This is a genomic window from Pseudoalteromonas sp. JSTW, assembly GCF_013423925.1.
Taxonomy (GTDB): Bacteria; Pseudomonadota; Gammaproteobacteria; order Enterobacterales; family Alteromonadaceae; genus Pseudoalteromonas; species Pseudoalteromonas lipolytica.
Window position 1 is genome coordinate 1,473,531 of the sequence record NZ_CP058972.1, and the last position, 22,291, is coordinate 1,495,821.

Annotated in this window: 21 protein-coding genes; 16 read left to right on the forward strand and 5 right to left on the reverse strand. The window is 40.8% G+C overall.

Going from position 1 to position 22,291, the window contains the following annotated elements; all coding sequences use genetic code 11:
- Window positions 1–9 precede the first annotated feature (9 nt).
- The 4 genes from GZH31_RS06835 (at window position 10) to GZH31_RS06850 (ending at window position 2,793) form a co-directional block, all read left to right on the forward strand.
- Window positions 10–633: an L-threonylcarbamoyladenylate synthase gene (locus GZH31_RS06835; protein WP_036968977.1), complete on the forward strand. Its 624-nt coding sequence runs from the start codon at window positions 10–12 to the stop codon at window positions 631–633.
- Window positions 634–641: 8 nt separating this feature from the next.
- Window positions 642–1,475 (forward strand): ScpA family protein, encoded by an 834-nt coding sequence (locus GZH31_RS06840; protein WP_374027193.1) that lies wholly within the window; start codon window positions 642–644, stop codon window positions 1,473–1,475.
- Window positions 1,476–1,658: 183 nt separating this feature from the next.
- Window positions 1,659–2,213, forward strand: a complete 555-nt coding sequence (locus GZH31_RS06845; protein WP_036968975.1) for a cytochrome b — start codon at window positions 1,659–1,661, stop codon at window positions 2,211–2,213.
- Between the two features lies 1 nt (window position 2,214).
- The gene (locus GZH31_RS06850; protein WP_036968973.1) at window positions 2,215–2,793 is read left to right on the forward strand and encodes a YceI family protein; all 579 of its coding nucleotides are present in this window, start codon (window positions 2,215–2,217) and stop codon (window positions 2,791–2,793) included.
- A gap of 21 nt (window positions 2,794–2,814) precedes the next feature.
- Here GZH31_RS06850 and GZH31_RS06855 read toward each other — a convergent pair whose 3' ends face one another.
- Window positions 2,815–3,678 carry a transporter substrate-binding domain-containing protein gene (locus tag GZH31_RS06855; protein WP_180311509.1) on the reverse strand — a complete coding sequence of 288 codons (864 nt, stop codon included), beginning with the start codon at window positions 3,676–3,678 and terminating at the stop codon, window positions 2,815–2,817.
- 629 nt (window positions 3,679–4,307) lie between these two features.
- Here GZH31_RS06855 and GZH31_RS06860 point away from each other — a divergent pair.
- From GZH31_RS06860 to icd, 6 genes are all read left to right on the forward strand, one after another.
- Complete coding sequence (locus GZH31_RS06860; RefSeq protein WP_118844204.1) at window positions 4,308–4,880, forward strand: dienelactone hydrolase family protein; 573 nt, start codon at window positions 4,308–4,310, stop codon at window positions 4,878–4,880.
- A 47-nt stretch (window positions 4,881–4,927) separates the two neighbouring features.
- Window positions 4,928–5,869 (forward strand): acetoacetate decarboxylase, encoded by a 942-nt coding sequence (locus tag GZH31_RS06865; protein WP_143474478.1) that lies wholly within the window; start codon window positions 4,928–4,930, stop codon window positions 5,867–5,869.
- A gap of 9 nt (window positions 5,870–5,878) precedes the next feature.
- Window positions 5,879–8,107, forward strand: a complete 2,229-nt coding sequence (locus GZH31_RS06870) for an NAD(P)-binding protein (RefSeq protein ID WP_180311510.1) — start codon at window positions 5,879–5,881, stop codon at window positions 8,105–8,107.
- A 143-nt stretch (window positions 8,108–8,250) separates the two neighbouring features.
- Entirely contained in the window at window positions 8,251–10,515 is a 2,265-nt protein-coding gene (locus tag GZH31_RS06875) for a TonB-dependent receptor (protein ID WP_180311511.1), read from the forward strand.
- 35 nt (window positions 10,516–10,550) lie between these two features.
- A complete protein-coding gene (locus GZH31_RS06880; protein ID WP_180311512.1) occupies window positions 10,551–13,232 on the forward strand; it encodes a 7TM diverse intracellular signaling domain-containing protein in 2,682 nt (893 codons plus the stop codon).
- Window positions 13,233–13,341: 109 nt separating this feature from the next.
- Window positions 13,342–14,604: an NADP-dependent isocitrate dehydrogenase gene (gene icd, locus GZH31_RS06885; RefSeq protein ID WP_180311628.1), complete on the forward strand. Its 1,263-nt coding sequence runs from the start codon at window positions 13,342–13,344 to the stop codon at window positions 14,602–14,604.
- Between the two features lie 8 nt (window positions 14,605–14,612).
- On the opposite strand, the gene GZH31_RS06890 is transcribed toward icd, so the two are convergent.
- Entirely contained in the window at window positions 14,613–15,056 is a 444-nt protein-coding gene (locus GZH31_RS06890; RefSeq protein WP_118844209.1) for a hypothetical protein, read from the reverse strand.
- Window positions 15,057–15,166: 110 nt separating this feature from the next.
- The gene (locus GZH31_RS06895) at window positions 15,167–16,114 is read right to left on the reverse strand and encodes a LysR family transcriptional regulator (RefSeq protein ID WP_180311513.1); all 948 of its coding nucleotides are present in this window, start codon (window positions 16,112–16,114) and stop codon (window positions 15,167–15,169) included.
- Window positions 16,115–16,219: 105 nt separating this feature from the next.
- Here GZH31_RS06895 and aceK point away from each other — a divergent pair, with 105 nt between their 5' ends.
- The 4 genes from aceK (at window position 16,220) to GZH31_RS06915 (ending at window position 19,784) form a co-directional block, all read left to right on the forward strand.
- Window positions 16,220–18,028: a bifunctional isocitrate dehydrogenase kinase/phosphatase gene (aceK, locus tag GZH31_RS06900; protein WP_074988324.1), complete on the forward strand. Its 1,809-nt coding sequence runs from the start codon at window positions 16,220–16,222 to the stop codon at window positions 18,026–18,028.
- 77 nt (window positions 18,029–18,105) lie between these two features.
- On the forward strand, window positions 18,106–18,498 hold the full coding sequence (locus GZH31_RS06905) for a hypothetical protein (protein ID WP_036968957.1): 393 nt from the start codon (window positions 18,106–18,108) through the stop codon (window positions 18,496–18,498).
- Window positions 18,499–18,506: 8 nt separating this feature from the next.
- On the forward strand, window positions 18,507–19,469 hold the full coding sequence (locus GZH31_RS06910; protein ID WP_036968955.1) for a zinc-binding dehydrogenase: 963 nt from the start codon (window positions 18,507–18,509) through the stop codon (window positions 19,467–19,469).
- A 54-nt stretch (window positions 19,470–19,523) separates the two neighbouring features.
- The gene (locus tag GZH31_RS06915) at window positions 19,524–19,784 is read left to right on the forward strand and encodes a DUF2999 family protein (RefSeq protein ID WP_036968953.1); all 261 of its coding nucleotides are present in this window, start codon (window positions 19,524–19,526) and stop codon (window positions 19,782–19,784) included.
- Between the two features lie 50 nt (window positions 19,785–19,834).
- On the opposite strand, the gene GZH31_RS06920 is transcribed toward GZH31_RS06915, so the two are convergent.
- Both GZH31_RS06920 and GZH31_RS06925 read right to left on the reverse strand, forming a co-directional pair.
- A complete protein-coding gene (locus tag GZH31_RS06920) occupies window positions 19,835–20,041 on the reverse strand; it encodes a helix-turn-helix transcriptional regulator (protein ID WP_036968951.1) in 207 nt (68 codons plus the stop codon).
- Window positions 20,041–20,499 carry a hypothetical protein gene (locus tag GZH31_RS06925; protein WP_118844211.1) on the reverse strand — a complete coding sequence of 153 codons (459 nt, stop codon included), beginning with the start codon at window positions 20,497–20,499 and terminating at the stop codon, window positions 20,041–20,043. The genes GZH31_RS06920 and GZH31_RS06925 overlap by 1 nt, the downstream gene beginning before the upstream one ends.
- Window positions 20,500–20,683: 184 nt before the next feature.
- Between GZH31_RS06925 and lepB the strand changes: the two genes are divergently transcribed.
- The gene (gene lepB, locus GZH31_RS06930) at window positions 20,684–21,343 is read left to right on the forward strand and encodes a signal peptidase I (protein ID WP_118844212.1); all 660 of its coding nucleotides are present in this window, start codon (window positions 20,684–20,686) and stop codon (window positions 21,341–21,343) included.
- A 110-nt stretch (window positions 21,344–21,453) separates the two neighbouring features.
- A complete protein-coding gene (locus GZH31_RS06935) occupies window positions 21,454–22,269 on the forward strand; it encodes a hypothetical protein (protein ID WP_257473692.1) in 816 nt (271 codons plus the stop codon).
- The last annotated feature ends 22 nt before the right edge of the window (window positions 22,270–22,291 follow it).

Consider the following 22,291-nt stretch of genomic DNA (forward strand, 5'->3'; position numbering starts at 1 on the left):
GAGCGTGTAATGAGTCAGTTTTTTCATATCCATCCAGATAATCCACAACCTAGATTAATTAGTCAAGCTGTTGATATTATTAAACAAGGTGGAGTTATCGTGTACCCAACTGATTCGGGTTATGCGATTGGTTGCAGTATTGGTAATAAACAAGCAAAAGAGCGCATAGAACGTATTCGAGGCATTGAAAAACACCATAATTTTACCTTGGTATGTCGCGATTTATCTGAGCTCTCAACATATGCACGTGTAGACAATCAGCTGTTTAGGCTGATTAAAAATAACACACCAGGACCGTACACCTTTATTTTTAAAGGAACCAAGGAAGTTCCTAAACGTTTACTAAACGAAAAGAAAAAAACCATTGGTATTCGCGTTATTGAACACCCGATTACATGTGCCTTATTGGCTGAATTAGGGGAGCCGTTGATGTCGTGTTCCTTAATTTTACCGGGTGAGCAATTCACCGAAGCTGATCCCGATGAAATTCGTGATCGCATCGAAAAGCAAGTTGATTTAATTATTCATGGTGGTTATCTTCCTGAACAGGCCACTACAGTGATTGATTTATCAGATGATGATATCGAAATTTTACGTGTTGGTTGTGGCGATACTAAACCGTTTGAAATATAGAGACATCATTGACAAGCCCAGAGCGTAATGCCCCAAACGACATACAAGAGCCAGTGCAGCAAAAGCTGCCACTGGCTTTTTTGCATGGCAAAGCGGTGGTCGACAAGCCTGAAGATTTATACATTCCACCCGATGCACTCGAGGTTATTTTAGAGACCTTTGAAGGTCCGCTCGACTTACTCTTGTATTTAATTAAAAAGCATAAATTAGATGTACTAGAGCTGTCGATTTTTAGTATTACGGAACAATACGTTCGCTATGTTGAAATGATGAGTGAGTTTCAACTCGAGCTTGCGGGTGAATACCTAGTGATGGCAGCCTTGTTAGCACAAATTAAATCACGATTGCTGTTACCAAAACATGAGGAACTGGAAGAAGACGACGATCCGCGTGCAGAGCTAGTCAGACGCTTACAAGAATACGAGCAATTTAAAAAAGCAGCAGAAAACCTTGACGAGATCCCTCGAGAAGGTCGTGATATTTTTGTAGCAGAGGCATTAGCCCCCGAGTTTAGCGAGCGTGAAGCGCTATTACCAGACGTCGAAATGAAAGACTTGTTACTTGCATTAAGCGATGTAATGGCACGCGCTAAAACATTTGAACATCACCATATCACCGCAGAAGCGCTGTCTACTCGTGAGCGCATGAGCTTAATTTTAGACAAGCTATCCGAAGCCCAGTCACAATTACCATTCCATACGCTGTTTACCGTTGAAGAAGGCCGAAGCGGTGTCGTTGTAAGCTTTATCGCTATGCTAGAGCTGGTAAAAGAAAACCTCATTAGCTGCTTTCAAGTTGATGCCAATAGCCAGATTTACGTAGGGCTGGTGGAAGAAAGTTAAAGTTTAAAGCTGTCAGAGTTTAGACACCCGTTTTACTGAGAGAAGCTTTTAATCCACTAACCACTGACTATTCTAATGTTACTTGTGCGTATACGCACAGAAGCTGTTTGTTTTACGCTATTTTCATTGTATTACAGCTGAGCTAAGCTGTGTTTAGTTTCATGGTTCTCATGGGAAATGAGTATGTTAAAGAATTCAAAGTCAAGTTACGGCTGGGTAGCTATCTTACTTCACTGGTTAATGGCACTTGGAGTATTTGGTCTGTTTGGCTTAGGTGTCTATATGGTTGAGTTAACCTATTACGATACGTGGTACAAAGGCTCTCTTGATTTACACAAAAGCGTTGGCATTACCTTAGCTGCTTTATTATTGTTTCGATTTGGCTGGCGTTTATTAGGCACGCAACCAGACCCTGTTGCAGGAAGCTCTAAAGCGGTAAACATGGCTGCGCACTCTGTACATAAATTAATTTATTTAGCCCTTATTGTCATTGTTACATCTGGCTACTTAATTTCGACGGCTGATGGCCGTGCGATCGACGTATTTAACTTATTTGCTGTTCCGGCTTTACCCGAGTCGGTGGCTAATCAAGAAGATATTGCAGGTAAAATTCACTTTTATGCCGCGTATGGGCTTATAGGTGTTGTTGTTTTACATGCTTTAGGGGCACTAAAACATCATTTTATCGATAAAGATAAAACCTTAATTAGAATGATCAAACCATTGAAGGATGATTAATATGAAAAAATTATTATTAAGCACAGCACTAAGCGCTGCACTTTTATCTACAGCGAATGCAAATGCCGCAGACTATGTGATTGATACAGACGGTGCTCACGCATTTGTTACATTTAAAATCAAACATTTAGGCTATAGCTGGTTACACGGTCGTTTTAATACGTTTTCAGGTGATTTTAGTTACGATGACAAAGCACCGGATGCATCAAAGATCAATGTCACTATTGACACAAAAAGTATCGATTCGAACCATGCTGAACGTGATAAGCACTTACGTGGTAAAGACTTCTTAAATGTAGATAAATACCCTACAGCGACGTTTAAAAGCACATCAATCAAGTTTGATGAAGAAGGCGATGAAGCCGATGTCACTGGTGAGTTTACACTTAACGGTGTAACAAAAACGATTACTTTTGAAATTGATAAAATTGGCGAAGGTAAAGATCCATGGGGTGGTTACCGTGTTGGCTTTGAAGGTGAAACAAGCTTAAAACTGGCTGATTATGGTATTGATTACAACTTAGGCCCAGCATCAACTCATGTTGATATTGGCCTGTTTATCGAAGGTATTCGTAAGTAACGACTACACGAAACGTGCCGCTTAATGAGCGGCACTTTCATTTCTATCTCTTAACCTTTTTTCTAAGATTGGTTTTAAGTTATCTGGCAACCATCGTACTAAGATATCTTCAAAATTTTGTGTATGCCCTATTTCCTCCAGCGCTTTATCTAACAAGGTAATCATTGCATGGCCTTGTTCATTGTTTGTGCAGCCAATATAACCAACACTTAATTTAGGCGCTTCAGAGAGTGTTAGTTGGGTTAATTCATTCTCGAATCCCATCGAGTGCGCCAAATAATAATGCTCACTTGGGTATCCTAATAAAATATCAATGCGCTTTTTGTGTAGCATATAAGTTAAGCTTGCAAGGGTATCGCGGCCTGGTCTTGAGATAATATTTGCATCATGGCTTGAGTTAATTACGTTATCTATATTACTGCCAAATGAGCGGCTCATTGATACACCTAATGCAAGGTGTTTGTCGTTAAGTAATGACTTTAGTGATATCGGCTTAGAGGGATCTAAATTAAGTTTTTCAATTAGCTCTTTACGAATCGCAATGGAGGGTGACAAACCTACAGTGGACGTGTGTGTTGTAAATGCAATGTGTTGTTTGCGATGTTCGCTTTGATATAGAGACAACATGCAGTAATTATTGTGTGGATTTGATAGCTCATGAATGGCACGACTAGCAGGCAATAAAGTGCGTGTGAAAGTGTAATCGGGTAGAGCATTTTTAAGCAGTTTAATGACACTTTCGTCACGTCCCATGCCTTCGTAACGGTCATTCATTATGTAGTAGGGGGCAAAATCAACTACGATCCATTCAATCGTTTTAGATTGATTAGTTGCATTTGCAAAAGGGCACAAAAAAAATAGTAAAAAAAACCATGCCAAACGCATTTTCACTACCTATTCGTAGGTTAAAAATATAAGTGTAGCAGGAATTTAGATAAGCGTACGAAAGTTAAAAACTAAAACGCCAGCGTGGTATGCTGGCGCTTTTTCGGTTTGGGTTTAGTTGGCCTTTAACCATTTTACAAATTGGCGTGCATCGCTCGCCTTTTGGAAGATGGCATTCTTTAGGCCTTGCGTGTCGCTAAAAATTACACGCTGTTTGTTAACCGAAATTGATTGCACTGGATGTGCTATTTGGATCAAAGATCCATTGTATTTGTATGACATAATAAAACTCACTCTTTCTTTTTGTCAGTGTTCTGTAGAGCTTTGTAAGGGAACTTATAATACAGACTGACATTTGTTGTCTTGCCTACAGTGTTGACTATATTTGTGACAGTTTGGTGATAATTTTAAAATTCATCAAAATGTCATTGAGTCACACAGGTGCAAATATTTATACGAATATGCGGGAATTACTGGATCAAGGTAAGGGGTTAACCGCGAGGTTTATAAAAACCAGACGAGTAGACTACTGCAATAAATATTTAAACGCAAGTATTATTTTTCTGGATGTTTATTTGAAACACGCGTATTCTTTACGGGCACAATAATAACAACACAGAAGTACATAAATGAACTACCTTTTGGTGTCAGATATATTCGGAAATACAGCACATTTATCACAGCTTGCGCAGCAGCTTAGTGGCAAAGTCAGTTTGTGTGAACCTTATTTAGGAGAAATACAAACACCGGTTTCTGAGCATGTTCAATATCAACACTTTTTGAATCAGTGTGGTCACGACACCTATCTTGAGCGAGTCTACATTAAAATGGCCGCTGTTAAGCGACCAACTACGATCATTGCCTTTAGTGCGGGAGCATCAGCAGTTTGGCGAGCGCAAGCAGAATTACAAAACCCCTACATAAAGAAAATTATTGCATTTTACCCATCACAAGTTAGAAATCACCTTGATTTATCGGCGACAGTGCCTTGTCAGTTTATTTTTGCGCACAGTGAAGCACATTTTGATATTGCACCAGTGGTGGCTACACTCAGAGATAAACCGAATGTCAGCTGTGAAGTATCACAGTATGCCCATGGTTTTATGAACCCGTTATCTGATAATTTTGATCATGCTGGTTACCAAGCGTATATAGAGCAACTTTTCACCAAAAAATGCAATGAACAACTTGTAACGAACTAGTAAAACTAGTCTATAGTCATGAGTAAACAACAATTTAGTTAATGACTATGACTAACCCATATAAATACTGCCACTTTTTATCAAACCCCGTTGCTAAGCCGCCATGCCGCATGATTAACGCGGCAATGTATGGTTTTTTCGTGTCTGCTTGTGAGCAAAAAATGCAGCAATATGTCGATGCGACACTCAATACAGTTGCAAATGATTCTGTGTCATTCAATGTGTTAGGCAGTGTGTGTTTACTCACGTTTACTGATATTGAAAAAATATCGTCTCTGACCCCTCCGTTTTCTGAACAGGGCTGGATGCAAGAAACCGACATTATTATTTGGTTACCTGTTTCTAAAGTGGTTAATGGTGATATTGCCCACCTGTATTGGTATCCCGCCTTCATTAGTGTGAATAATATTTATGCGCTAATAAATGGGCGTGAGGTATGGGGTTACAACAAATATTTATGTGACTATGACATGCCCACACCGGCGAACAAAACATCACGTTTTTCAATTTCATTGCCGTGTTTTGATGTGTTCTCGGCTAATTCAAAGCTTGCAATGCATGAACTATTATCAATTGAACAAGACAATATCAACACATCAGAAAACTTATTAGATAACCTTGCTCTTTTTTCGAAGCGAGTGGCTGATTTTTTTGATGATGAAGTTAAAGGCGTGGATTTTTCATTAATTAAGCAACTGTTTGAGGGGTTTATTCACCCGCAAATGGATCAAATATTGTTTAAGCAATTCCCAGATGGAGAGGGTACAAGTGCCGTTTATCGCTCTGTTGTGCATTCTCCATCAGTGATAAAAAAAATTCACCAACTTAAGTTGTTAACTAATAATTTTACCCTTGATGTGAAGTCAGTAGCGAGTTTTCCGTTGCACGATATGTTTGGTATTCAATTAGGAAGCCAAGCGGTACATTTGCCTTTTTACATCAATATGGACTTTGATCAACTTGGCGCAAGCCAGGTTTTACCTGCGTAAAGGATGACCATGAGCAAAGAAAAAATCACAATCGTAGGGGGTGGCGTTGCTGCAATGACTGCCGCGGTGTATTTAACCGAGCAAGAAGATTGGCAGCAACATCGCGAAATAACCGTTTATCAACAAGGGTGGCGCTTAGGAGGTAAAGGCGCAAGTGGTCGCAATCAGCACTTTGGTCAACGTATTGAAGAGCATGGCTTGCATGTGTGGTTTGGTGCTTATGTAAATAGCTTTCGCACTTTGCAAGGGGTCTACAATAATTTGGACAGGCCAGCGAGTTCCCCGCTTGCAACTTGGCAACAGGCGTTTAAGCCGCATAGTTTTATTGCATTACAAGAGTTTATCGATAACGAGTGGCAAACATGGCCGATAGATTTCCCAACCGTTGCGGGTAATCCAGCAGATGGAAGCTTGGATATTACAGTGTGGGATTTTGTTACGATGACACTGGCTTGGCTGAAAAAATGGACCGAAGTCATTGAAGATGTCTGTGAGCAACACGCAAAAACCACATTAGTTACTAAAAAGCCACGAGATCAGTTTTTACTAAAGCACCTCTATCAGCAAATAAAAGCGAATATTGATACTCAGGTTACCTCGGCAAAACAGTTTATTGATGACATTGAATCGGATGCGGCCGAGATTATCTCCACTCCTCGCTCTTTACTTACGCACTTACAACAGTTTACCGCACAGCAAACAACCCACACAGACAAGCAAGCTGATCGTTTAGTGATTTGGTATATCGTTCGCAAATTAAAGCGTTGGTTTAAAGAGCAAGTAATAGAGTTACTGGATGATAATGCACAACTGCGCAGGCTCTATATTTGTGCCGATCTGGCTATTGCGATGCTGACAGGTCTGATAAAAGATAAAGTTTATCGCGATGGTTTTGGGGTAATTAATTGCTATGATTTTCGCCAATGGCTCGAAAAAAATGGTGCAAATAGTGCCTATAGCGTTAATTCTGCCCCTGTACGAGGTTTTTATGACTTGGTGTTTGCATACCCCAATGGCGACTTTAACAAGCCTAATGTTGAGGCCGGTGTTGCAGCACTTGCCATGCTAAGAATTGGCCTTTGTTATAAAGGGGGAGTGATGTGGAAAATGCAAGCAGGCATGGGAGATGTCATTTTTGCTCCTATTTATGAACTACTCAAAAAACGCGGTGTAAAATTTAAATTTTTCCACCAGCTTACACAATTAACGCCGGGTCAAGATTCTCATGGGCAAGCTGTGGTATCGCATATTGAACTGCGTCAGCAGGTCAGCTTAAATTCGGGTGAATATGCGCCGCTTATCAATGTAAAGCAGCTGCCTTGTTGGCCAAGTGAGCCGCTCTTAGACCAAATAAACCCGCTACAAGCGCATTTGTTGCAAGAATATCAGGTTAATTTAGAGTCGTTCTGGAGTGACTGGCCAGAAGTATATGAAGCGCATTTTAAGCAGCCACTTCCAAGTCTTACGTTAGTGCATGGAGTTGATTTTGATACCCTAATATTGGGGGTATCTGTTGCTTCGCTTGAGCATGTGGCGGCAGATTTGCTTAGCGACGATAATGCCCTTGCTTTACAAGCAAGTAAAGTGAAGAGTGTTGCGACACAAGCTTGCCAAGTTTGGTTGAATAAAACTGATCAACAACTCGGCTTTACCGATACCAATTCGGCTCAAGAAGGGCCTATATTAAGTGGTTTTGTTGAACCCTTCGATACATGGGCTGCAATGAGCAATCTCGTTGACAAAGAGGCGTGGCCAGACAGTGATCCGCCCGTTAATATTGCCTATTTTTGTAGCGCTTTTACGTGTGAGCATTATCCACCGGCTACGGCATATCATTTTCCTGAGCAAATGAAAGCTGAGGTGAAACATAATATGCAGTATTTATTCAGCGTTGATATGCAAGCATTGTGGCCGCACGCTTATACCAATAATAAGTTTGACTGGCAGGTGTTTTATCAAGATCCGCACAGTATTTTGCCTGTTTTAGAGCAACAGTATTGGCGGGTAAATATTGATCCCAGTGAGCGTTATGTACTCTCTGTTACAGGGTCAAGCAAATTTAGATTAGCGACTGATGGCAGCCACTATAAAAACTTACGCCTTACTGGCGATTGGATAAAAACAGGCGTTAATGCTGGCTGTGTTGAAGCGGCGGTGATGGCTGGCATGCAAACGTCACGCTCACTCTGCGGCTTTCCAAGTCAAATTAGCGGCGAACACGCTTTTGAAAAAGGGTAATGTTTAGTCAACAGCGACTTTAATGTGGCATAAAAGCCGTTAACCCTCTGCTTTTTATGCGACTTTACAGCGTTGTTTGGTCTATACTTACTGGAAATTACAATAATTTAACATACGTCCCTCTTTTTAAGGTCTAAAAACGAATGAAACGTCCTTATCAATTCAATCCTAAACTCACTATGCTCGCGATTAGCTGCTTAGCGGCATGTGTCATGGGTAATGCCTCAGCGCAAAATACAGAGGCTGAAAAGGACATGGAAGTTATTAGTGTCTATGCACAGAAGCGTCCGCAATCAATTCAAGACGTCAGTGTTGCGGTAAGCCAAGTGAATGGCGAACTTTTAAAAACGCAGCATTTTAAAGATTCAACCGAAATAGGGTTATTTGCACCGAACGTGAAAATAACGCAAAACGCGGCCGAGGGCACACCTCCCGCCGTCAGTATTCGGGGAATTGGCTTACTTGATTACAATACTGCGAATACATCGCCTGTAGCTATGTACCTTGATGGCGTGGCGGTTGGTTCGGCAAATAACCAAATTATTAACCTGTATGACGTAGAGCATGTTGATATTTTGCGTGGCCCGCAAGGCACGTTATTTGGTCGAAACTCAACCGGTGGGGCAATTTTAATCCGCACAAATAGGCCTGAGTTTGAGCAAGCAGGGTCGTTAACACTGGGTATTGCCAACAATAACGCCAGTAGCTTTGAGGGGATGTGGAACCAACCGCTGGGCGATGAAACGGCGATGCGGTTAGCATTCAATTATCAAGATTATGACTATTCGACACAAAATAATTTTTCTGCATCACCGACCGCGGGCATGGAGCAAAAAAATGCACGGCTGTCACTGTTAAGTCAATGGGATAACGTAGAGCTTTACCTGCAAGCACATATTGAAGATTGGGATGGCATTTCGCAGCCAGTGGGGAGTATCGGTATTATAGCAAACCCATTAACGGGTGAATTATGTTCGCCAGCCGATGCGGGTTCAACACGGTGCTTTGATAGCTTTGGGTTTAACGATGGGAGTGACGACTTTTTTACTGTGAGTGTTAATAATGACTCACCGCATAAATCAGACGGCTATGGCTTTATCGGCGAATTAAATTGGCAGTCGAGTGATAACACAACGGTGACCTCCGTAAGTAGTTTTAATAATTTAGAGCGAAGCCATGCATTTAATTGCGATGGCTCACCTGCTAGGTTGTGCGAAGGAGTGTTAGGTTTAGACACCCATTTATTCAGTCAAGAGTTTAGGGTCCTTAATGAATTTACTCATTACACGCTGACCAGTGGGGTGTATTTTGCTGATGAAACGATTAAGCAAGATAACATCAATGATATTTTACGCGACTTTCGTGGTATTTTGCCTGCAGATTTAACGGCCACATTTTATTACGATAATCATATCGATACACAAAACGTAGCGCTATTTAGCCAAATTGAAGTGCCATTAGCCACGCGTTGGTTGCTCACTGCGGGTCTACGTTACGATTATGAATCACTTGAATACAGCTCTACATCAACCTTAAATGTGGTAGTCAACCCCAATGATTTAGCAGGGGTTTTAGTGCCATTTTACACGGTTTCTGATAAGCAATCCGATAATGGCATTACCGGTCAGTTTGCTCTCAATTATACGTATTCTGACACAGCGAACCTGTATTATCGTTTTGCTAATGGCAGCAAAAGTGGCGGGTATAATGGCGGCTTTTTATCATCTGAAGAACAAGCAATCTTAGCTGATTACGGCAAGGAGCGTTTAAATGCCCATGAGGTTGGCCTGAAAACGTATTGGCCGGAACAACGATTACGAATGAGCTGGGCTGCGTTTTATTATGATTATAATGACCAGCAAGTGTTTATGAATCAAGCCTCTGAAACACCGCAAATGCCGCCTGTTCAATTACTTGAAAATGTAGCCGACTCTATAATTTATGGTCTCGAAAGTGAAATAAATTATCAGCCCACCCAACAACTCGCTATGCAGTTATCAGTGGGCTATATTCCTCATGCAGAGTACGAAGAGTATGTCGATCCATTGGGTAATAGTATCACCGATAATCAATTACCTTTTACTTCAAAATGGAATGTATCGGCAGCGCTGCAGTATGATACGCGGTTAATGAATAACCCGTTTTCAGCCAATGTGATGGTTGACTATCAGTCAGCATTTTACTTTGATCAAAATATGAACCCGTACGCCCGTCAAGAAAGCTACAGCCTTGTTAATGCACACTTTAAATATGATGTAGATAACTGGTCGTTTATATTATGGGGAAAAAATCTATTTGATACAGAGTACAGTCAGTTAAAATTCGATTTGAGTTCATTTCTGGGTATGTTAGAAGACTTTAAAGGAGAAGGGCGACGTTATGGCTTTGATGTGGCTTTTCAATTTTGATGATTTATGACTTTTGTTTATTAGGGGCGCTGTGAATGCGGTTAAAGCTATTCTTAGGCAGTTTGCTTTTTCTATTTTATTCAACGTATTCAGTGTGCGCCGAACAAGCGTTTATATATACAGACGCATCTTTTGAGCAGAACCTACATGATGTCGGGCAAATATTAGCTGCGAGAGACAATCGATTTCCTCAATCTGCGGCTGATATTAAACGCTGGCGTGCCACAAAAAGGCCACAATCACGTATCAGTTCGATTGGGGGCGGTTACTGGTTGATTGTCGATATAGAAAATCAAAGTGATATCGAAGACCTTGTCCTGTACCCCTACAATACCTTGGTTTCAAAAATAGAAAGTCGGATTTATGACCTAACCGATGTTTCTCAACCTGTACGAAGTTTTGTGACAGGTGGCGTCGAAAAAAACCAATTTGCATTTCACTATGGAAACCGCCTAAACCTTGAAAAAGGCAAGCGCTATACGTTGATCACACATTTTGAAAGCGATTATTTTTATACTCCTGCAAAGTTAGTGTTAACGCCGTATCAAGATTATTTCGAAATTATCACGCTTGAAAATGTAATCATCATGCTGTGTTTTGGGGTCGGTATAGCGCTTGGTTTGTATAACCTGTTAATTTATTTAGTGTCTAAAGACGTCACGCATTTATATTATGCTTTATTCACCGCTTCGTGGGTGTTCGCATGGAGTCATTTCTTTCATATTTCGGATCAATTGTTTGGGTATTACAACCCGCACTTACATTGGCTAGGTTTTGCACTCACGCCACTGACCAACATTTTATTTTACAATAATCTCCTTAAGTTAAAGGAAACGTTTCCGAAATTATCGCAGCTGTCTCTGACTGTCGGGGTTATCGCAACATTGGGGATCCCATTTTGTGTTGTGTGGCCTAGCTTTGGTTTTTATTGGTCAACATTAGTAACGGGTGTCGCTTTGTGTTTAGGCTTGTATATCGGTGTACGTTGTATGTTGATTGGCTTCAAACCTGCACGTTATTTTGTACTGGCCTATGTTGCCATGATGGTGCCTAACATGGTGGGTAATCTTACAAACTTAGGATTATTGCCTGCCACGTCGATGAATTTATATTTATTAGGACTGATTGGCACCGCGATGGATGCCATGCTACTAGCGTTTGCTGTCGCTGATAAATTTAGGTTGTTGCATGAGGATAATGTTGAGCTTAATAAAAATCTCGAGCAAAAAGTACAGTTAAGAACACTTGAACTTGAAGAATTAGCCGATGAATTACGAGACGCAAATGAAGCTAAAAGTCGCTTCTTAGCCAATATTAGCCACGAAATACGCACACCCATGACGTCGATTATTGGCTATGCTGATGGCATTATGCTTGGTGATATTAAGCCTCATGAACGAAATCATGGCATCGGTGTCATTTTACAAAATAGTCGCCATGTACTCGGCCTTATTAATGATATTTTGGATATGTCGAAAATAGAGGCGAATAAGCTTGAAATTGATCTAATTGAAACCGATTTATTTGCCACGATAGCGAATATTGAATCACTTATTGGTAAGCAAATACGTGATAAAGGCTTAAAATTTAGCGTTGATTATCAATTCCCTCTGCCTGATTACATCGTGACCGATCCTAGCCGATTAAGGCAAATATTATTAAACTTGACGACCAATGCACTAAAATTTACTCAGGTTGGGCGAATAACGCTTACGGTGAGTTGTGAGAATAATATCTTAGCGATCAGTGTGAAAGACACCGGTATTGGCATGACAGATTCTGAACAAAAGTCGTTATTCAGTGCCTTTTACCAAGCGGATTCGAGTATTTCTCGTCAGTATGGTGGCACAGGTTTGGGTCTTAATATTTCTAAAAGTTTAGCGCTAAAACTGGATGGTGATATCAGTGTAAAAAGTTACGTTGGCTCAGGTAGTGAGTTTACTTTAACAATCGCTGTGTACACAACAGACAATACGCGTTGGCTCAATGATATGAGTGAAGTTAGATTAGTCGAAACCTCTCCGTTTAGTAAACTTGATGCGCCAGAAAATTTAAAAGGTCGGGTGTTACTCGCTGAAGATCACCCTGACAACAGACGTTTATTTGCACGTATTTTAGAGCGTATGGGGCTAACAGTCACAACGGTTGAAAACGGTAAAGATGCCGTGCAGCAAACGCTTGAGAACACATTTGACCTAATATTACTTGATATTCAAATGCCAATTATGGATGGTCAAGAAGCACTGAAAATGATGCATGCGACGGGGATCTCGGTGCCCATTATTGCTTTAACCGCGAACACGATGAAGCATGAGGTAGAGCGTTACATGAACCAAGGTTTCACCGATTTAATTGCAAAGCCCATAGACCGTAATGCATTTAGTCATAAAATTGCCAGTTACCTAGACTGCGATGAGTTGGCTGATATAAAGCTACCTGAACACGAATTCCAACTGCTTAAGGATGACTATATCAAAGGACTTAAAAATCAATATGCCGATATGCGTACGCAATATAAAAAAATGGATATCGAAGGCTTAAGTCGAAATGTGCACATGTTAAAGGGCGCAGCCAACATGTTTGAGTGTGAGACGCTTTATATCAAAGCACTTGCTGTTGATAGTGCATTAAAAAATGACACCGTAACGCTAGACACGCAGTTGTTTGCCTCGCTATTCAAGGCCATGGAAGACGAAATAGACAAAGTGTGTCATTAATGATTTGAATAATGGGTATTTCCATACATACGCAGACAGTGCAGACAAATCTTGGTATTAATAGATACTCACAAAGCATATTCAACCGACTAGTTGCTAAAACGTTATGATGCAGTATCAACATATTTCAGTGCCAGAGCAGGGTGAACAAATCACCATCGATAAAAATGGCCAGTGGTGTATTCCTGACAATCCAGTAATCGCTTACATTGAAGGGGATGGTGTTGGGCAAGATATTAGCCCCGTTATGCGAAGTATCGTTGATTCTGCTATTGAGGCGGCTTATCAAGGAGAGCGTCGGATTCACTGGATGGAAGTGTTTAACGGTGAAAAAGCGGCCGCACTCTACGACGGAGATTGGTTTCCACAAGAAACACTCCATGCCGTAAGGCAGTTTAAAATTGCCATAAAGGGCCCTCTAACCACTCCTTTGGGTGGGGGCTTTCGTTCTTTGAACGTCGCACTTCGCCATGAAATGGATTTATTCGTTAATATGCGGCCTATCCGCAGTTATCCGCATTTACCCTCACCATTAAAAGAGCCTGAAAAAACCCACATAACCGTTATTCGCGACAGTTCAGAAGATGTTTACTCGGGTATTGAATGGCAAGCTGGCAGTATTGACAACGAGCGAATGCTCGACTTTTTATGTCAAGAAATGGGGGTGACACGATTACGTTTTGATACCCAGTGTGGGCTTGGCATTAAAAATAGTTCAAAAGAAGCGGCCGAGCGTTTGATGCGATATGCACTCAATTATGCACTAAAACAACAAAGTAAATCTTTAACTGTGGTGCATAAAGGGAATGTATTAAAGTTTACAGAAGGGGCGTTTAAACGCTGGGCCTTTGCGGTTGCAGAGCAAGAGTTTAATGCAGTTGCCCATGAGAATGGCCGTTGGTTGCTAATAAAGCGTGACAATCAGGACGATTTAGTCATTAAAGAAGTGATTGCCGATAATATGCTTCAGCAAGCGTTGCTTACACCAGAACAATTTGATGTAGTCGTAACCACCAATCAAAATGGTGATTATTTGGCCGATATGTTGACTGCACAAGTCGGTGGCGTTGGTATAATGCCAGCAGCAAATTTAAATAATGAGGTCGCTTTTTTTGAGCCAACACATGGCACTTTTAACCGGATAGCGGGTGAAAACACGGCGAACCCAAGCAGTAGTATTTTAAGTGCGGTAATGATGCTGCGTTTTATGGGGTGGCAGGAGGCTGCACAAAAAATTGAGTCAGCTCTGGAAGAAACATTATTGGCAAAAGAACTTACCTTTGATTTGGCTGAGTATGTCACCGGTGCGACGATGCTTAATTGCAGTGATTTTGCAACAAGCATCATCGCTCGAATAAGTAACTCAAAGTAATGCGCATATTATGCAGCGTGTGCGTTATTGATGGCGTAGACGCATGGTTTACCTGTCAGTGCCGCGGCACGTTGGTAAATGTGCTTTGCACCAGGCTCGTCGCTTGTAATACCTGTTAGCGTATCCATAAGAGCAACTACTAAAATAGCCGGTACTTGGCAGCAATACTCATCAAGTACCGCCGGCGTCGTTTGAGCATCTACATGACAATGTGGATGAGTGCGTACAGAGCTGTAGGCAGTTAACAGTGTTTCGGTTGGTAAAACATCATCTGCTTGGTGTTTCGTTTTACGACACTGACACCCAAATTCATCAACAAGTGTTGCAAGAATCTGGTATATCTCGTCACACGCAATTTCGCTTTTTTTACAAAGTTGCTGTTCAATAAAAGTGTGTAATTGACCATTAATGTAAAGGCCGTCTTGTTGAGTGAATTGTGCTGAAGTTTCCATATCAAGTTCTCTTTGTTTATGTGCTTAACTTCACTCTAGCCTGTCACTCATTATTAATGAAATTGTTGTTTTCAATAACTGATATTGATTTTATCAATATTGTTAATTTGTTACCTGTCGGCCACTGTATTTGCAAAAGCTAATAGTTCTCGACGCAGCCATTGGTGCGGGTTTGCATGGTGTAATAATGGACTCCACAGCATTTTTACTTCAATGGGAACAATTTGAAATGGCACTGGACTTATGACTAAATCGGTGTGTTTTGCGAGCAACATCGCTTGACGTCGGGGCAGCGTGGCTATTAATTTAGGCGATTGGCAGAGCAAGCTTGCGACCATGTAATGGCGAGTGAATACACGAATATTACGCGTTTGTTCGAGCTGCCATAATGCTTCATCTACCCAGCCTAATTTTTGACTTCCGGATTTATTAGTCACCGCTGCTTCAACCCCCCAGCCAGCCCTATTTACCCAAATATGCTCTTGTGCAAGGTAGTTCTCAAGCGTTTGCTGTTGTAGATAAGGATTGTCAGGGTGACTTAAGCAGCAATAGTTATCGCGCCAGACACTGGCTTGGTGAAATGAACGGGGTAAACCATTAAAGCGGTTTATAGCTAAATCGATTGTGCCTTTTTCCATATCTTGTAGGTTGACGTCGCTTGGACTCAAAATATCAAAATTAAGGCCGGGGCTTTTCGCCAGTTGTTGGGTGATAAAAGGGGCTATTAAGGTTGATTCTAGATAATCATTTGCCATGATCCGAAACGTTATATTTGCAGTGCTTGGGTCAAACAGTTCACTTGGTTGCGTGATTTTTTCGGCCATTTTTAGCAGTGCTTCAATTTCAGGCTTGAGACTCAGCGCTTTGGCTGTGGGTGTCATTGTGCCAGCGGCTCGAACGAGCAAGGGATCGTCAAATAAATCACGTAACCGTTTTAATGCATTGCTCATCGCAGGCTGCGTTAAGGCAAGTTTATTGGCTGCTTTTGATACATTTTGCTCATCTATCAGTACATTTAAATACACCAATAGATTTAGGTCGACATGCCTAATATTCATCTGATCAATCTTATTTATTATCTTTATTAATTACCTAAATTAAAGCGTGCTTGCTATTGTGTGTAAACACGGCAACTAAAATAATCAGCATAAGTGATATCAATAATGCCTCAACACGATGCAATTTTTCGTAAAAAAACAGAGTCGGAACAACTAAAGAATATTATTGCCACGAAACTAGCCCGCGCTGTGTATGCAGGGTTTGAGGCCATGTTTGCAGAGTTTTTGAATATCACTTTAGGGGCACAAAGTCGGTTTGAACAACGTCAATGGCATCAAGTGCAAACAGCAATGAAGTTACGGTTACAGGTTTACGAAGGCCAAGTAAAAAAAGTAAGTGAAGCTGTAAAGATCATAGCTTACAGCGAAGTTAACGATCCTGCTCTGTGGTTATTAGCAAAACAAATTTATGCAGAAATGGTGAAAAATCACGAAAACCAGCCCATTGCACATACGTTTTTCAACTCGACATTTGGGGCTATTTGGGACTCACGTAAAATCCGTAATGTTCATTTGTTTGTTTTAAAGGCACGGTATCGCTTAGGGCCTCGTCCGTTTGATTCTCTGGTAAGTCGGATCTCGTTACAAAGTGGTTTTGAAAATGCGATAAAAACCCTTGTGAGTCGTCATGTTTTTCGCTCTGATTATGCACATTTCACTGATGATATTGCCATGTTGCAGCGTACTTTAATTGCAGGAGCAAAAAAACAGTGCCCACAGGTTTATGAGCTGCTAGCACTGAATGATGGGTATATCGAATACGCTAATTCATTATTTTTCAGAAATAAAGCGTGTTACATCATTGGGCGATGCATTGCTAAAAACGGTGATAATATGCCGTTTGCCATAGCCTTACTAAATAGTGAAAAAGGGCTGCACATTGATGCCGTCATGATGGGCGCCGATCAACTTAGTCTGCTATTTGGGTTTGCGCGAACCTACTTTATGGTCGACACCGACCAACCTGCGCGTTACGTTGATTACCTCAGCGTGCTGATGCCCCATAAGCAACGTTTTGAGTTATTTAACGCGATAGGATTTATCAAGCATGCCAAAACCGAGTTTTATCGCTATAAAGTTGATACCACTAAAAATAGTCCTCCTGATGATAAATACATTATTGCCCCAGGTACGCCTGGCATGGTGATGTTGGTATTTACGACACCTGGCTCTGATTATGTGTATAAAGTGATTAAAGATAAATTTAGCGCACCAAAAACCGCCACTAAACAACATGTCATGGCGAAATACGACTTTGTAAAGCAAGCCGATCGCGTGGGGCGCTTGGTTGATACCCATGAATTTCGTTATTTAGCGTTTGATTTAAGTCGATTTAGTGAAGAATTACTCACTACGATGCAGCGCCAAATTGGCGACAGTTTAATTATATCGGGTAATGCGCTTATTTTGCGTCATGTGTATGTTGAACGGAAAATGACACCGCTTAATTTATATATTAATCAGTGTGATGAACGAAAACTTGAACTTGTTATGATTGATTATGGTAAAGCAATCAAAGAGCTGGCAGGTGCAAATATCTTTCCAGGCGATATGTTGATGAAGAACTTTGGTGTGACCCGCTGGGGAAGAGTGGTGTTTTATGATTACGATGAAATTTGCCCGATGACGGCGTGTCAATTTCGAGAGTTACCAAAAAGTGCTGACTCGTTAGAAGAGTTAAGCAGCGAGAGTTACTTTGATATTGCTGAAAACGATGTGTTTCCGAGCCAATTCAAGGTATTTTTCAGTGCAAATAAAACGGCTTTTTCATTTTTTAATGCTGTGCATCACGACATTTTCAGTGTTGCTATGTGGCAGCGACTGCAAGCGGCTATTAATGAGGGACAATTATTGGATGTGTATCCGTATAAACAATCGTGGCGGTTTAGTGAAATGAGAGCAAAACAGGGGTGAAAAAATCTCAACCACGTAGTCCTTCATCGGGATCCGGTATTGGCGTATGCTAATACGAACAATCAAGGGAGTACACTATGCTAAAAATATTCGGCATTTCAAGTTTGTTGCTAGCCTCATTCGCGAATGCGAACCCGCTGGTGGGGAGTTGGCAGTTTGTTGAAGGAAAGTATGCGACAAAAGAAGGGTATGTTACGGCAAAAGCACCCGAATTAACCTCGGTAAAGCTAATTACCGATACTCATTTTAGTTATATTACGCAGAAAAATGGCAATTTTCATTATGCGGGTGGCGGCAAATATGTTTTGCAAGACCAGCAATTTATCGAGACTTTTTCTTATGGTAATGTGCCTTCATTACAAGGTAAAACCATGGCATTTGATTACAAAGTAGACGGTGATTTATGGCATCATACTTTATATGAAAATGGTAAATTGGTGGAAGCTGAAATCTGGCAGCGAATTAAATAGAAGGTGTTATGCGTTATATTAAGCATGAAAATTCACAGTTAACGTTTGCAGAAATTGAAAAGCCGAATATTAAACACGATGAGGTACTGATTAAGGTCGCCGCAATAGGCGTTAATCGTGCTGACTGTTTACAAAGGCAAGATAAATACCCACCTCCTAAAGGCGACAGTGAGATTTTAGGTCTAGAGTGTGCTGGCACAGTCGTCGCACAAGGGGAAAACGTTGAGGTTGATTGGCTTAATAAACCCGTTTTTACTTTGTGTGCCGGAGGCGCATACAGTGAGTATGTTGCGGTAGATGCAGCACAGGTGATGCCGCTTGCTGACTCAATGAGTATGGCTGAAGGGGCTGCGGTGAGTGAAGTTTATCTCACTGCATTTTCGGCGTTATTTCAATTTGGCAAGCTTGAAGCTGGGCAAACTGCACTTATACACGCTGGTGCAAGTGGTGTGGGTGGTGCCGCTATTCAAATGGCAAAAGCTATTGGGGCTCAGGTAGTCATTACTGCGGGGAGCGATGAAAAATGCGCGCATGCAAAAAAGTTGGGTGCCGATCACTGTATAAATTATAAAACCACCGACTTTGTGGAGTATATGAAGACACATCAGTTACAAGCAAATACAATTGTCGACCCCGTTGCAGGGCATTATTTAAATAAAAATGCTGCTGTTGCTGCAATGGATTGCCAAATTGTGATGTTGGCATTTTTAGATGCGCGCTTTGCTGAGGTTGATTTCGCACGTTTGCTGAGTAAACGTATTTCATTTCATGCTTCTACACTTAGAAACCGCTCTATTGCTTTTAAACGTGAACTAAAAGCACAGTTTATAGCTCGCTTTTATGGCGAACTCGCTGCGGGTAAATTTGACTTTAATATATATAAAACCCTGCATTGGCAGGATGCAACTGAGGCTCACCGCATTTTAGATAATAATGAAAATTCGGGTAAAGTGGTGCTACTGGTTGAATAACGAAAAACTGCCCACATTATTGAGCTTATTAGCAGTAAATTAATCAAGGTTAGTATGAACCCAATTATCGCAATGCTGAAAGAGCATAACGTGAGTGACGAAAAAGTACGTGAGCTTTTTCAAGCATTTATGGAAAACCCAATGATGGCTATGGGCTTAGTTCAGCAACTCGGGATCCCGCCCGAAAAACTTCAACAACTGATGGCGTTGGTTATGACACAACCGCATTTAATAAAAGAAGCGGCTGAGTCAGTAGGTATCAGTAATGACGAAGTTGAACAAGCGAAAGCACAGTTTAAAAATCAACAGTCTTAAATAGAATAAAAAAGGTTAGCTGCATGCTAACCTTTTTTATTGCAAGCGTGCTATTGATAAGAAAAAACGTCATCGAGTTTCTTATCAAACAATTGAGCAATCTTAAAAGCCACTTCAAGTGAAGGGGAATATTTGCCTTTTTCAATGGCGACAATTGTTTGCCTTGAAACACCGACGGCTTCGGCCAGAGCTTGCTGCGTCATTTCATTGTGATGAAATCGTAATTCTCGAATAGTATTACTGAGCTGTTTTTTCATTAGCTGTCTCTTCGATAGTAATACACCTTACTGGCTGTCGTGATAATTTCACTGATCAAAAAGCCTATAATGAGGTAGTGCATTATATTATATAAATCTGAAACTTCAGGTAATAACATGCGACCAGATACACGCTCTATCTGAGTGGCTAAAAATACACACATTAAAATAATTGCTGAAGTTAACCAATGGCCAAGCTTAGCGCTTTTAAGTTCAATGAGTTTATCGCGCTCATCATCACCTAAATCTGCTTCTTTGTGCTTAATGCCTGCAAGCACTGATTGCATAATAATTTCGAGTATCACCGCAGTAATTACGACCTTATATAAGTAAGAAACCATTGTATCTTGGCTTAGGTTTCCATTTGTTTGTAATGAGTTAATACCAGTAAGGTAATAAATTAACAAACCAATAGTCACTCCCAACGTGCCCCAAATTGTCAGTTCTTTGTAGCTCATCTTTTATCATCCAGTGTAAAAAATATTTGACTTGGTGTTAAGTAAACTACTCATTGCTGGTTGTGTCAAATATTTTTAACACCATGTATGATATTTTTATCTTTGAAGTATTTCGTTACATTTAGCTAAGAACTAATTTGAACGGCAAAGACTCTTAATGAAACTAACAACACAAGGAACGAATATGAATTGGCTTGCTAACGTATGGAAAAATAACCGTTCATTGATTGTATTCATCTGCTTAATGAGTGTATTTAGGAGTGCTGTTGCCGATTGGTATGAAGTACCCACAGGGTCTATGAAACCGACAATTGTTGAGGGAGACCGTATTTTAACCAATAAAATGGCCTATGATTTACGGTTACCATTTAGTCATATATCACTGGCGCGCCTTGATGAGCCAAAAGCGGGCGATATCATTGTATTTGATTCAACTGCTGCTAATAACCGCTTAGTCAAACGTGTGATTGCAGTGCCGGGTGATACGGTTACTTTAGTTGATAATAAATTGATTATTAATGGTCAAGTACTTGATTACTCGCTAGTGGATGATGAAGCAGGACAGCAAACGTATTTAGAAAATCTTGCGGGTATTAAACATGCAATTCAGGTGTCGAAGACCCCCTCTGTGATGCAGCATTTTGCGCCAGTGGTTATCCCTGCAGATATGTATTTAGCGATGGGAGATAACCGTGATAACAGTGCAGACTCGCGTGTAATCGGTTTAGTGCCGCGTAGTGAGCTGTTAGGAAAAGCAGAAAGGGTGCTGGTGTCGCTTGATTATGATCATCATTACTTACCCCGCAAAGAGCGGTTTCTTAAAGATTTATATTTAGCACCCTGAAGATGAAATAGTTAAGTGTGAGTAAGCGTCAGATAATAATTGGCTATTTATCGTTTTGTGTCTCAATATTGACTACATGAAAAATAATACGTCTAAATAAGGAATAATCAGTGACGGACAGCAAACGATTTAAGCCTTTTATTGTTTACTTTTTATTGATGAGTTTTGTTGGGTTAGTTGCATGTGGTTCGAGTTCAAAGACTGAAAACCCAATCGCAACCGAGCCTGACAGCTCACTTCCTAATAATAGCACCGACATTGTTGATAATAGCGCAAGTGCTGATTATAACATTATCATTTATGGCAATAGTCATAGCGCAAAACTTGCGACCTTGCTTGAGCAGTTAATTTCGAGTGAGTTAAGTAATAGTCAGGTTGCGACCCTCACGGTGAGTGGCCGTTTTTTGGATGAAATAGTGAATTCACCCGGGAATATCGAAAAGCTAAAACAAAACAAGTGGAGTCATGCGATTTTTCAAGGGCAAAAGTATTCTCAATCGGGATCTGTAAATTATTCTACGGCAGAAACCGAGCGTCTAATTGCGAATGCAAAAGTGCTGGGAATCACGCCAATTCTATTCCCTGAACACCCACAAAGGGGGGATAGCAAAGAAGGTGAAGCGGTTTATAAGTTACATTTATCCATTAGTGATAAAGAAACGAGCTGTGTTGCGCCCATCGGTTTAGTGTGGGACAAAGCGATAGCAAGATTACCAGAAGTGAATTTATACCATAGTGACGGTAATCATGCCTCGGATGCTGGGCATTTGCTAACTGCGATGACCTTTTATGAAATTATTACCGGAGAGCTTGCCGATACGCTTTCTTACAGCGCCTCTTTCCCTATTACTGAGCAACAGCACCAAGTATTTGGCCAAATTATTACCCAAGTATTAACCGAACACCCCGCATGCCCAAAAACATAAATGCCGAATATAAAAAAAACCG